This is a genomic window from Pseudomonas rhodesiae, assembly GCF_007858255.1.
Lineage (GTDB): Bacteria > Pseudomonadota > Gammaproteobacteria > Pseudomonadales > Pseudomonadaceae > Aquipseudomonas > Aquipseudomonas rhodesiae.
The window spans coordinates 98,904-111,056 of record NZ_VFEU01000007.1 but is presented as its reverse complement, the minus strand read 5'-3'; the positions used below and the strand labels follow the sequence as shown (position 1 = coordinate 111,056).

General features: G+C 59.2%; 11 protein-coding genes. 4 read left to right on the top strand and 7 right to left on the bottom strand.

Features of this window, described 5'->3' with window-relative positions; translation table 11 throughout:
• Nucleotides 1-6: 6 nt before the first annotated feature.
• From sdhA to sdhC, 3 genes are read right to left on the bottom strand one after another with little or no spacing between them, the layout of a single operon-like run.
• The gene (sdhA, locus tag FIV35_RS12820; RefSeq protein ID WP_034096663.1) at nucleotides 7-1,779 is read right to left on the bottom strand and encodes a succinate dehydrogenase flavoprotein subunit; all 1,773 of its coding nucleotides are present in this window, start codon (nucleotides 1,777-1,779) and stop codon (nucleotides 7-9) included.
• Between the two features lie 3 nt (nucleotides 1,780-1,782).
• On the bottom strand, nucleotides 1,783-2,151 hold the full coding sequence (gene sdhD, locus FIV35_RS12815; RefSeq protein WP_003172805.1) for a succinate dehydrogenase, hydrophobic membrane anchor protein: 369 nt from the start codon (nucleotides 2,149-2,151) through the stop codon (nucleotides 1,783-1,785).
• A complete protein-coding gene (sdhC, locus tag FIV35_RS12810; protein WP_034137561.1) occupies nucleotides 2,145-2,522 on the bottom strand; it encodes a succinate dehydrogenase, cytochrome b556 subunit in 378 nt (125 codons plus the stop codon). Before sdhC ends, sdhD begins: the two co-directional genes overlap by 7 nt.
• A 364-nt stretch (nucleotides 2,523-2,886) precedes the next feature.
• Here sdhC and gltA point away from each other — a divergent pair, with 364 nt between their 5' ends.
• On the top strand, nucleotides 2,887-4,176 hold the full coding sequence (gene gltA, locus FIV35_RS12805; RefSeq protein ID WP_034137560.1) for a citrate synthase: 1,290 nt from the start codon (nucleotides 2,887-2,889) through the stop codon (nucleotides 4,174-4,176).
• 179 nt (nucleotides 4,177-4,355) lie between these two features.
• On the opposite strand, the gene FIV35_RS12800 is transcribed toward gltA, so the two are convergent.
• The 3 genes from FIV35_RS12800 to FIV35_RS12790 form a co-directional block, all read right to left on the bottom strand.
• Nucleotides 4,356-6,014, bottom strand: coding sequence for a cation acetate symporter (locus FIV35_RS12800; RefSeq protein WP_034137559.1), 1,659 nt, complete (start codon nucleotides 6,012-6,014; stop codon nucleotides 4,356-4,358).
• Nucleotides 6,011-6,322 carry a DUF485 domain-containing protein gene (locus tag FIV35_RS12795; RefSeq protein ID WP_034096660.1) on the bottom strand — a complete coding sequence of 104 codons (312 nt, stop codon included), beginning with the start codon at nucleotides 6,320-6,322 and terminating at the stop codon, nucleotides 6,011-6,013. The genes FIV35_RS12800 and FIV35_RS12795 overlap by 4 nt, the downstream gene beginning before the upstream one ends.
• A gap of 262 nt (nucleotides 6,323-6,584) precedes the next feature.
• Nucleotides 6,585-7,436 (bottom strand): glycine betaine ABC transporter substrate-binding protein, encoded by an 852-nt coding sequence (locus tag FIV35_RS12790; RefSeq protein WP_034096659.1) that lies wholly within the window; start codon nucleotides 7,434-7,436, stop codon nucleotides 6,585-6,587.
• 331 nt (nucleotides 7,437-7,767) lie between these two features.
• Between FIV35_RS12790 and FIV35_RS12785 the strand changes: the two genes are divergently transcribed.
• On the top strand, nucleotides 7,768-9,321 hold the full coding sequence (locus FIV35_RS12785; protein WP_083377894.1) for a glycoside hydrolase family 17 protein: 1,554 nt from the start codon (nucleotides 7,768-7,770) through the stop codon (nucleotides 9,319-9,321).
• 105 nt (nucleotides 9,322-9,426) lie between these two features.
• Here the strand turns inward: FIV35_RS12785 and FIV35_RS12780 are convergent, their stop codons facing one another.
• Nucleotides 9,427-9,795 (bottom strand): hypothetical protein, encoded by a 369-nt coding sequence (locus tag FIV35_RS12780; protein ID WP_034096657.1) that lies wholly within the window; start codon nucleotides 9,793-9,795, stop codon nucleotides 9,427-9,429.
• A gap of 236 nt (nucleotides 9,796-10,031) precedes the next feature.
• On the opposite strand from FIV35_RS12780, the gene FIV35_RS12775 reads away from it, so the two are divergent.
• Together FIV35_RS12775 and FIV35_RS12770 are read left to right on the top strand one after the other, a co-directional pair.
• Nucleotides 10,032-11,330 (top strand): serine/threonine protein kinase, encoded by a 1,299-nt coding sequence (locus tag FIV35_RS12775; protein WP_034096656.1) that lies wholly within the window; start codon nucleotides 10,032-10,034, stop codon nucleotides 11,328-11,330.
• A complete protein-coding gene (locus tag FIV35_RS12770) occupies nucleotides 11,323-12,111 on the top strand; it encodes an MlaA family lipoprotein (RefSeq protein WP_034137557.1) in 789 nt (262 codons plus the stop codon). Before FIV35_RS12775 ends, FIV35_RS12770 begins: the two co-directional genes overlap by 8 nt.
• The last annotated feature ends 42 nt before the right edge of the window (nucleotides 12,112-12,153 follow it).

The following is a 12,153-nucleotide window of genomic DNA, read 5'->3' as shown; positions in this document are numbered from 1 at the left end:
CCACCCTTAGTAAGTCCGAATCTTCGGTTCAAACGTCGGAACCGTTTTCGGCGAGAAGTTCACGGCACGCTTGGCAACGCGCTTTTCACCCGGGAAGTACAGGGTGTGGCACAGCCAGTTCTCGTCGTCGCGGTCTTCATAGTCTTCACGAGCGTGAGCACCACGGGATTCTTTACGAACCTCGGCGGCAATCGCGGTCGCTTCGGCCACTTCTAGCAGGTTTTGCAGCTCAAGGGCTTCGATACGAGCGGTGTTGAACGCCTGGCTCTTATCGTTGATCTTGACGTTGGCGATGCGCTTGCGCAGGTCGGCCAGCTGGGCAATACCCTTCTGCATGTATTCGCCAGTACGGAATACACCGAAGTAGTTCTGCATGCAGCTTTGCAGCTCGCGACGCAGGGTTGCCACGTCTTCGCCATCGGTACGCTCGTTCAGAGCGGACAGGCGCGCCAGGGCGGCCTCGATGTTGGCGTCGGTGGCGTCATCGTACTCGATGCCATCGCTCAGGGCTTTTTCCAAGTGCAGGCCAGCGGCGCGACCGAATACCACCAGGTCGAGCAACGAGTTACCGCCCAGGCGGTTGGCACCGTGAACCGATACACACGCCACCTCACCCACTGCAAACAGACCAGGGATGATCGCATCGACGCCATCGGCGTCCTGAGTGATCGCTTGACCATGAATGTTGGTCGGCACGCCGCCCATCATATAGTGGCAAGTCGGAACAACCGGGACCGGAGCAACAACCGGGTCAACGTGCGCAAAAGTCTTGGACAGTTCGCAGATGCCTGGCAGACGGCTGTGCAACACTTCTTCGCCCAGGTGATCGAGCTTAAGCATTACGTGGTCGCCATTCGGACCGCAACCGTTGCCAGCAATGATCTCTTTAACCATCGAACGGGCAACAACGTCACGACCGGCAAGGTCCTTGGCGTTCGGCGCATAGCGCTCCATGAAACGCTCGCCGTGCTTGTTGATCAGGTAACCACCTTCACCACGGCAACCTTCGGTCACCAGAACGCCGGCGCCGGCAATACCGGTCGGGTGGAACTGCCACATTTCAATATCTTGCACCGGCACGCCGGCACGCAGGGCCATGCCCACGCCGTCGCCGGTGTTGATCAGGGCGTTGGTGGTCGACGCGTAGATACGGCCTGCACCGCCCGTTGCCAGCACGGTAGCCTTGGCGCGGATGTAGGTGGTTTCACCGGTTTCGATGCAGATAGCGATCACACCGACGAACTCGCCTTGGGCGTTCTTGACCAGGTCGACAGCGTAGTACTCGTTCAGGAACGTGGTACCGGCTTTCAGGTTGCCCTGATAAAGCGTGTGCAGCAGCGCGTGACCGGTACGGTCGGAAGCGGCGCAAGTACGGGCGGCCTGCCCGCCTTTACCGTAATCCTTCGACTGGCCGCCGAACGGACGCTGGTAGATACGGCCTTGCTCGGTACGGGAGAACGGCAGCCCCATGTGGTCCAGTTCGAACACCGCTGCCGGGCCTTCCTGACACATGTATTCGATAGCGTCCTGGTCACCGATGTAGTCGGAACCCTTGACGGTATCGTACATGTGCCAGCGCCAGTCATCGTTCGGGTCGGCCGAAGCGATGGCGCAGGTGATGCCACCCTGGGCGGACACGGTGTGGGAACGTGTCGGGAATACCTTGGTGATCACGGCAGTCTTGTGACCGCCCTGGGCCAGCTGCAGCGCAGCGCGCATGCCGGCACCGCCGCCACCAATAATGATGGCGTCGAAGGAAATAGTTGGAATGTTAGCCATGACTCAGATACCCCAAAGAATCTGCACACCCCAGACGAAGTAAGCGAACATCGCGACGCCGCATACTGCCTGGAAGAGGAAACGTACTGCAGTCGCGGACTTGCCCAGCGCCATCGGCGTGAGGTAGTCGGTCGCGATGGTCCACATGCCGACCCAGGCGTGAGCGCCCAGGGCTACAAGGGCCAGCAGACTGAAGATTCGCATCGCATTGTGGGAAAACAGGCCATGCCATTGCTCATAGCCGATGCCCGGATTTGCGACGAGGTATCCGATCAGGAAAATGAAATAAGCCGCGAGAACAACCGCAGACACACGCTGCGCCATCCAATCATAGAGGCCCGAACGCGATAGGTTCGTAACGCTGGTTACCATATCCAAACTCCTGCGAGAACAATCAGCACCACGGAAATGGCGACGATGATTTTCGAGCCCAGGCGGCCGCCTTCCAGCGTCTCACCGATGCCCATGTCCATGATCAAGTGGCGCACACCGGCTACCAGGTGATACAGCAGAGCGGACAGGAGGCCCCATGCTACGAACTTGGCCAGCGGGCTGGTCAAGCATGCCTTCACCTCGGCGTAACCTTCCTCGGAGCCCAGGGATTTGCTCAATGCATAAAGCATGATGCCCAAGCCCAGGAACAGGATGATGCCGGAAACACGGTGCAGGAACGACGTAACGCCGGTGATGGGGAGTTTGATGGTCCTTAGGTCTAGGTTTACAGGTCGTTGGCTATTCTTCACGGCTTTTTTTCACACTGAAGAGCCCCTAACAATCAGGGCAAAGTTGTAGGGGAGTGCACTGGTCAGGTAAGCACCACCCAGGGAGTGCGACCCCCAATGAAAGCAAGCCCAAAAGCCCTTGGCGGTCGGTGGCCGAGTATAGACAGTTAGGTTACTAATGACAACGCGCGCTCCTCACCCTAATAGCGGATTGCGCTGGCGGGATAAAAGGCGTAAATGGCAGGCAATTTCGACGAAAAAGTCCGGTTAAAGCCTTCTGGAGCAAGACTTTAGGCAAATTGACATCTGAATTTATCTCACTATAGTGGTGCGGGCCCTGCGTGGGGGGTCTGTCTGATGATTTGAAGCATAAATAGGAGGCCACATGGCTGACAAAAAAGCGCAGTTGATCATCGAGGGCGCAGCCCCCGTCGAGCTGCCCATTTTAACCGGCACCGTTGGTCCCGATGTTATCGACGTACGGGGCCTGACGGCCACGGGCCGTTTCACTTTCGACCCAGGCTTCATGTCGACCGCCTCTTGCGAGTCGAAGATCACCTATATCGACGGCGACAATGGCATCTTGCTGCACCGGGGCTACCCGATCGAGCAATTGGCAGAAAAGTCGGACTACCTGGAAACCTGCTACCTGCTGCTCAATGGCGAATTGCCAACAGCCGAGCAGAAAGCCCAGTTTGTCAGCACAGTCAAGAACCACACCATGGTTCACGAGCAGTTGAAGACCTTCTTCAACGGCTTCCGTCGCGACGCCCACCCGATGGCTGTCATGTGCGGCGTGGTCGGCGCCCTGTCGGCCTTCTATCACGACTCCCTCGACATCAATAACCCGCAGCATCGCGAAATCTCCGCGATCCGCCTGGTTGCCAAGATGCCGACCCTGGCCGCAATGGTTTACAAGTACTCCATGGGTCAACCCATGATGTACCCGCGCAACGACCTGACGTACGCGGAAAACTTCCTGCACATGATGTTCAACACCCCGTGCGAGATCAAACCGATCAGCCCGGTGCTCGCCAAGGCCATGGACCGGATCTTCATCCTCCACGCCGACCACGAGCAGAACGCCTCCACCTCCACCGTGCGCCTGGCGGGCTCCTCGGGTGCCAACCCGTTCGCCTGTATCGCCGCCGGCATCGCCGCACTGTGGGGCCCTGCCCACGGCGGTGCGAACGAAGCCGTGTTGACCATGCTCGATGAAATCGGCGATGTCTCGAACATCGACACCTTCATCGCCAAGGCCAAGGACAAGAACGATCCGTTCAAGCTGATGGGCTTCGGTCACCGGGTCTATAAGAACCGCGACCCACGCGCTACCGTGATGAAGCAGACCTGCGACGAAGTATTGAAGGAACTGGGCATCAAGAACGATCCGCAACTCGAACTGGCCATGCGCCTGGAAGAGATCGCCCTGACCGACCCGTACTTCATCGAACGCTCCCTGTACCCGAACGTCGACTTCTACTCGGGGATCATCCTCAAGGCGATCGGCATTCCAACCAGCATGTTTACCGTGATCTTCGCCCTGGCGCGGACCGTGGGCTGGATCTCCCACTGGAAAGAAATGCTCTCCAGCCCTTACAAGATTGGCCGCCCGCGCCAGCTGTACACCGGCTACGAGTCGCGTGATATCACCAAGCTGGAAGATCGGCACTAAATCCCAGCCAGAAAAAACGGCCTCCTGATGAGGCCGTTTTTTTTGGCTGGAATTTAGTGAGCTGCAAGCTTCCAGCTATAAGCCGCAAGCAAAAAAATACCCCTGTATCTCCACAGGGGTATCTCTCTACACAGCACCGCTTCTAACTTACAGCTTGAGGCTTGCCACTTGCGGCTACATCAATGATTCACTGCCCCACTCGCCCCCAGACCAGTCTGCGAACGCACAAACTGCGGGAAGTACAGCGCACGCTCTTTCTCTGCCGCCGCCGACTTGTCGGTGATGGAGAAGAACCAGATACCGATGAACGCGATGATCATCGAGAACAGTGCTGGGTACTCGTACGGGAAGATGGCTTTTTCATGGTGCAGGATCGAGACCCAGATGGTCGGCCCCAGGATCATCAGGCCCACGGCACTGACCAGACCCAGCCAACCGCCGATCATGGCGCCACGGGTGGTGAGGTTTTTCCAGTACATGGAAAGCAGCAGCACCGGGAAGTTGCAGCTGGCGGCGATGGAGAATGCCAGGCCGACCATGAACGCGATGTTCTGGCTTTCGAACAGGATACCCAGGCCGATTGCCAATACACCCAGGGCCACGGTGGTGATCTTCGACACGCGAATCTCATCCTTCTCGTTGGCCTTGCCTTTCTTGATCACGCTGGCATACAGGTCGTGAGACACCGCCGATGCACCCGCCAGGGTCAAACCGGCCACCACGGCCAGGATGGTGGCAAACGCCACGGCCGAGATAAAGCCCAGGAAGATGCTGCCACCCACCGCATTGGCCAGGTGTACCGCCGCCATGTTGTTACCGCCCAGCAAGGCGCCTGCCGCATCCTTGAACGCCGGATTGGTGCTGACCAGCAGGATCGCGCCGAAACCGATAATAAAGGTCAGGATATAGAAGTAACCAATAAAGCCCGTGGCATACAGCACGCTCTTACGCGCTTCCTTGGCATCGCTCACCGTGAAGAAACGCATCAGGATGTGCGGCAAACCGGCGGTGCCGAACATCAGCGCCAAGCCCAGGGAGAATGCAGAGATAGGGTCTTTCACCAGGCCGCCTGGGCTCATGATCGCCTCACCTTTAGGGTGAACCTTGATCGCCTCTGAGAACAGCGTGTTGAAATCGAAGTTGACGTGCTTCATCACCATCAGCGCCATGAACGACGCACCCGACAGCAACAGCACCGCCTTGATGATCTGCACCCATGTGGTCGCCAGCATGCCGCCGAACAGCACGTACAGGCACATCAGGATGCCCACCAGAATCACCGCCACATGGTAGTCCAGGCCGAACAGCAACTGGATCAGCTTGCCCGCCCCCACCATCTGCGCGATCAGGTAGAACGCCACCACCACCAGCGAACCGCAAGCCGACAGGCTGCGAATCTGGGTCTGGCCCAGGCGGTAGGACGCCACGTCAGCAAAGGTGTATTTACCCAGGTTACGCAGGCGCTCGGCGATCAGGAACAGAATGATCGGCCAGCCCACCAGAAAGCCGATCGAGTAGATCAGCCCGTCGTAGCCGGACGTAAACACCAGTGCGGAAATCCCCAGGAACGAGGCCGCCGACATATAGTCGCCAGCAATTGCCAGACCGTTCTGGAAACCGGTGATCTTGCCGCCGGCCGCGTAGTAGTCGGCCGCCGATTTATTGCGCTTGGAGGCCCAGTAAGTAATGCAAAGGGTTGCACCGACGAAGACGACAAACATCACGATGGCCGAGACGTTCAGCGGTTGCTTGTGCACTTCACCGGTCAATGCGTCGGCCGCCCACAGGGCGGGAGCAAAAAGCGAAGCGCCGAATACTGCTAGTAGACGACGGATCATTGCGCAGCCTCCTTGAGAATCGCATTGTTCAAATCGTCAAATTCGCCATTGGCCCGACGCACATAAATGCCGGTCAAGACGAACGCGGAGACGATCAACCCGACGCCCAGGGGGATGCCCCAGGTAATCGACGAACCAGGGCTGAGCTTGGCCCCCAGCACTTGTGGCCCGTAGGCGATCAAAAGGATGAAACCGGAGTAGAGCCCTAGCATGATGGCCGAGAGAATCCAGGCAAACCGCTCCCTTTTTCTCACCAGCTCCTTGAAGCGCGGGCTGTTTTGAATCGATAGGTAAATGCTGTCGTTCATTGTTTTTATCCTCGCAGCACAGCTTTTTTATTATTGGAACGTAGCCACTGTATGCGGCTGTGGCACAGGTTCCAGACGACCTTAGTAGTAGATCGAGTGTAGCGAGGGATTGACGACGCGAATGAAGATTTGCAGGAAACAGAAATTAATGTGGGAGGGGGCTTGCTCCCGATGGCGGTGAGTCAGTCAGATCATTGACAACTGACACTCCGCTATCGCGGGCAAGCCCCCTCCCACGGGGGTTGTAACAGGATCTCGGGGGTTATTTACCGGTCCACTCGGCTACGCGCTCAGGGTGTTTGGCAACCCAATCCTTGGCTGCGGCGTCAGGCTTGGCGCCCTCTTGGATAGCAAGCATGACTTCGCCGATTTCGTCCTTGGAGGCCCACTGGAATTTTTTTAGGAAGGCCGCAACTTCCGGCGCCTTGGCTTCCAGGCCTTTGCTACCGATGCTGTTGACGGTCTCAGCAGCGCCATAGACGCCTTTTGGATCTTCGAGGAAGCGCAGTTTCCACTTGGCGAACATCCAGTGCGGCACCCAACCGGTGACGGCGATGGATTCCTGTTTGTCTTCGGCACGGGTCAGTTCGGCAATCATCGCCGCACCCGAGCTGGCTTGCAGCTTGTAATCGAGGCCGTACTGCTTGATGGCTTCGTCGGTCTTGAGCATTACGCCCGATCCGGCGTCGATACCGACGATTTTGTTCTTGAAGGTGGTGTCGGTCTTGAGGTCTTCGATGGACTTGGCCTTGACGTACTCCGGCACGATCAAGCCGATCTTGGCATCCTTGAAGTTAGGACCGTAGTCGACAACCTTGTCTTTGTTCTTGGCCCAGTATTCACCGTGAGTCACGGGCAACCACGCCGAGAGCATGGCATCGAGCTTGCCGGTGGCTACGCCCTGCCACATGATCCCGGTGGCAACCGCCTGCAGTTTCACGTCATACCCGAGCTTTTCCTTGATCACCTCGGCCGCCACATGGGTGGTGGCTACGCTGTCGGACCAACCGTCCACGTAACCGATGCTCAGGGTTTTGCTGTCGGCGCTGGCCAGTGTAGAGCTCATCGCAACTACCAAAGTGGCAGCTGCGCCCAAGAGTCGTCGCATCTTCATCGTACTTCCCCGAAAGTGCTGCGCTCGGCGGATGCCGAGCGACGTCAACCTGTTGTTGTGTAGTGCACCGCGCCCCTTTCACGCGCATCGATCCAGCGGCTGCGACATCAGTGGAGTGCTGACCCTTGGATCATCGGCCTGCGCCGGCCTTCGACCTGCTCTGTCAGCGACCTCTTACAAGCAGGAAACGACATCACATAGCCAGTAGGGCGCTTTGCTGAACGAGCGTTCAAAAACCCGCCCGAACTTTGCATGTCAAAATCGTGCGGTCCTCCTTGAGACGCACAATTGCAGGTAAGATGCGCGCCTTTGCTTTCCAGATAAGCCGACCATGACCGCGACTGCCCGCTTCCCTGCCCTGCCCTATGTATTCGCCCTGATCCTTGGCCTGCTGGCCCTTGTCGGCTACTGGTACGGCCTTGGCCGGCCGGTGGTGCTGCCGGACGTCGCCAGCGCCAGCCACAAGCTGCAATGTGCGTCCTACACGCCGTTCGACAAAGACCAATCCCCCTTTGACCAGCCGTTCACATTGCGCCCGGCGCGCATGGACGCCGACCTGGCCTTGCTGGCTACCCGCTTCGAATGCATCCGCACCTACTCCATGACCGGACTGGAAGGCTTGCCGGCCCTGGCGCGCAAGCACGGTTTGAAGCTGATGATCGGCGCGTGGGTCAGCGCCGACCCGGTAGCCACCGAAAAGGAAGTTGATCTGTTGATCGCCGCGGCCAACGCCAACCCGGATGTGGTCAGCGCTGTGATCGTCGGCAACGAGGCGCTGCTGCGCAAGGAAGTCACCGCCGGGCAACTGGTGAAGCTGATCCAGAAAGTCAAAAGCCAGATCCAGCAACCGGTCACCTACGCCGACGTCTGGGAATTCTGGCTGCAACACCCGGAAATCGCCCCAGCGGTGGATTTTCTGACCATTCACCTGCTGCCCTACTGGGAAGACGATCCGTCCGGCATCGACCAGGCGCTCAAACATGTGGGCGATGTACGACAGACCTTCGGCAACAAGTTCGCGCCCAAAGACGTGCTGATCGGCGAAACCGGCTGGCCCAGCGAAGGCCGCCAGCGCGAGACGGCGGTGCCGAGCCGGGTCAACGAAGCCAAGTTCATGCGCGGCTTCGTCGCCATGGCCGAGGCCAACGGCTGGCACTACAACCTGATTGAAGCCTTTGACCAGCCGTGGAAGCGCGCCAGCGAAGGCGCCGTGGGTGGTTACTGGGGCCTGTTTGATGCCGATCGTCAGGACAAAGGCATCCTCGCCGGCCCAGTGAGCAATGTGCCGTACTGGCCGTTGTGGCTGGGCGTCGGCGGCGTGATCCTGCTGGGCACGTTTGTGCTTGGCGGTCGCGTTCGCAGCCCCCGTGCCGCGCTGGCCCTGCCTTTACTGGGCGCTATCGCGGCATGCTCGATCGGCACCTGGGCCGAGCTGACTCGCCTGACTGCGCGCTTCAACGATGAGTGGGTGTGGGCTGGGCTGCTGCTGGCGCTGAACCTGCTGGTGTTGGCCCATGCCGCGCTGGCCCTGAGCGCTCGCGAGGGGTGGCGCGAGCGCGTGTTCAATTGGTTGGAACAACGCGCGGGCTGGCTGGTGGCATTCGCCGGCTTCGCGGGCGCGGTCATGATGCTGGCGCTGGTGTTCGATCCGCGCTATCGCAGTTTTCCTAGCGCCGCACTGGTATTGCCGGCGCTGGTGTACCTGGCACGCCCGGTAACCGGCCCACGGCGGGAGATTGCGCTGCTGACCTTCATTATCGGCGCCGGCATTGCGCCGCAGCTATTCCGTGAAGGCTTGCTGAACCAGCAGGCGTGGGGTTGGGCGGTGGTCAGCGGATTGATGGTGGTCGCATTGTGGCGGTGCTTGCGGGTGCGCAGGGCTTAAGACTGCGATCGGGGGCAAGCCCCCTCCCACACTTGATTGGGTTTACACATTTACAATTGTGAATACCGGCGAATGTGGGAGGGGGCTTGCCCCTGATTGACCCGATCAAACGCCCCGAGGCTGCCTGACCAACCGCAACCCCGCAATCACCACCGCAAACACCGCAAAGGTTGTGTTGTACAACGCCAGCGCCGGCAGCCCGAACACCAGCCCCGCTACCGCCAGGCCCCACCCAGTGCGGCCCGCTACGAAAAATGCGAGCACCGAGGTCACCAGCGCCGCCCAGCCCAGCACTTTGAAATGGATCATCAAGCCCAGGTTCGAGCGCAACTGGCATTCCCAGCGACTGGCCTCGTCGACGCAAATGCCGACCCACCGGCCGTCCTCCATAAAGCCATAACGCGCGGCATAGCTGGCAGCCAGCCAAAGTGGCAAGGCAATAAGCAGCAGAATCAATGGCAAACGACGGGACATGGAGCACTCCGAAAGGCAAAAACGGCGCTCAGCTTAATGCGCCAACGGCCGTTAGCAAGGTGCATACACACAATTAGTGTTCAGCAGGGGCTGGCAAAGTGTATCGTCTGGCTACTATTACCCCGACTCCGACGGTTTTTTCCGACTTTTCGCACCGAGTGCTGGCACTTCGGTGGTACGGCGGTGGTCATAGCCTGCGAACTTCATTCAGCACGTTTCCTCTTAGGGATTAAGTCATGCTCCGTTCCTTGCGCTGTGCTGCCTTACTGGGCAGCCTTTTTTTGAGTGCGTCAGCACTGGCCGTCGATATCGACCAAGCCAGCTATGGCTACCCTTTGACCAACCCGTTCGAAGCGACCATCGCCACGACCCCGCCAGACCTTCGGCCTAAGCTGCCGACCGACGACGAAATCAACCAGTCCGACTACACCCTGAATATGCGCCCGGAGCGCGAGTTCAGCCTGCCGGACAATTTCTGGGCGGTGAAGAAACTCACGTACCGCATCGCCAAGCAAGACCGCGCCGCGCCGTTGATCTTCCTGATCGCCGGCACCGGCGCGCGCTATGACAGCAGCCTCAACGAGTACCTGAAAAAGCTGTACTACCAGGCCGGCTACCATGTGGTGCAACTGTCGTCGCCCACCAGCTTCGACTTCATCGCCTCGGCATCGCGCTTCGCTACCCCCGGCATCAGCCAGGAAGACGCCGAGGACATGTACCGCGTAATGCAAGCCGTGCGCGCCCAGAACGCCTCGTTGCCGGTCACCGACTTTTACCTCACCGGCTACAGCCTCGGCGCTCTGGATGCGGCGTTCGTGAGCAAACTGGACGAGACCCGTCGCAGCTTCAATTTCAAGAAAGTGCTGCTGCTCAACCCGCCGGTGAACCTCTACACCTCGATCACCAACCTCGACAAATTGGTCCAGACCGAGGTCAAGGGCATCAACAACACCACCACCTTCTATGAACTGGTGTTGAACAAGTTGACCCGCTACTTCCAGCAAAAGGGCTACATCGACCTCAATGACGCCCTGCTCTACGACTTCCAGCAGTCCAAGCAGCACCTGACCAACGAACAGATGGCCATGCTGATCGGCACCTCGTTCCGCTTCTCGGCGGCCGATATCGCCTTCACTTCGGACCTGATCAACCGTCGCGGCCTGATCATCCCGCCGAAATACCCGATCACCGAAGGCACCAGCCTGACGCCGTTCCTCAAGCGCGCGCTGCAATGCGACTTCGATTGCTACCTCACCGAACAAGTGATTCCAATGTGGCGCGCCCGCTCCGACGGCGGCAGCCTGTTGCAACTGGTCGACCAGGTCAGCCTGTACGCGCTCAAGGACTACCTGCACGCCAGCCCAAAAATCGCCGTCATGCACAACGCCGACGACGTGATCCTGGGCCCGGGCGACCTGGGCTTCCTGCGTAAAACCTTCGGCGATCGCTTGACCGTCTACCCCCTGGGCGGCCACTGCGGCAACCTCAATTACCGCGTCAACGCCGACGCCATGCTGGAGTTCTTCCGTGGCTAAATATCTTCTGCTGCTCGCTGCCCTGATGTGCGCGGGCGTGGCCAATGCCGATAACAGCAAGGCTCACGAGCCGACGCTGCTGGGTGATGACGGTTTCAAGCAACCGCTGACCAAGCTTAAATTCAACCCCGGCCTGGACCAGCGCGAGTTCGAGCGCTCCTCGCTCACCGCCCTCAATGTGTATGACCCGCTGGAGTCCTGGAACCGTCGCGTCTACCACTTCAACTACCGTTTCGACCAATGGGTGTTCCTGCCCGTGGTCAACGGTTACACCTACGTGACCCCCAGTTTCCTGCGCACCGGCGTGAGTAACTTCTTCAACAATTTGGGCGATGTGCCCAACCTGTTGAACAGCCTGCTGCAACTCAAGGGCCACCGTTCCCTGGAAACCACCGGGCGTCTGCTGCTCAACACCACCGTCGGCATCGCTGGCCTGTGGGACCCAGCCACCGCCATGGGCCTGCCGCGCCAGAGCGAAGACTTCGGCCAGACCCTGGGTTTCTATGGCGTGCCTGGCGGTGCATACGTGGTACTGCCGATCTTCGGCCCGTCGAACCTGCGCGACACCGCTGGTTTGCTGGTGGATTACACCGCCGAGTCGCAGATCAACTTCCTCAACGTCTCCGAAGTCAGCTCCAACCACCCGGAAATCTGGGCCCTGCGCGCGGTGGACAAGCGCTACCAGACCAGCTTCCGCTACGGTCAGATGAATTCGCCGTTTGAGTATGAAAAGGTGCGCTACATCTACACTGAATCGCGCAAGTTGCAGATTGCCGAGTAAGTGACGCGCACAAAAAGGCCATTCGCTTGAATGGCCTTTTTT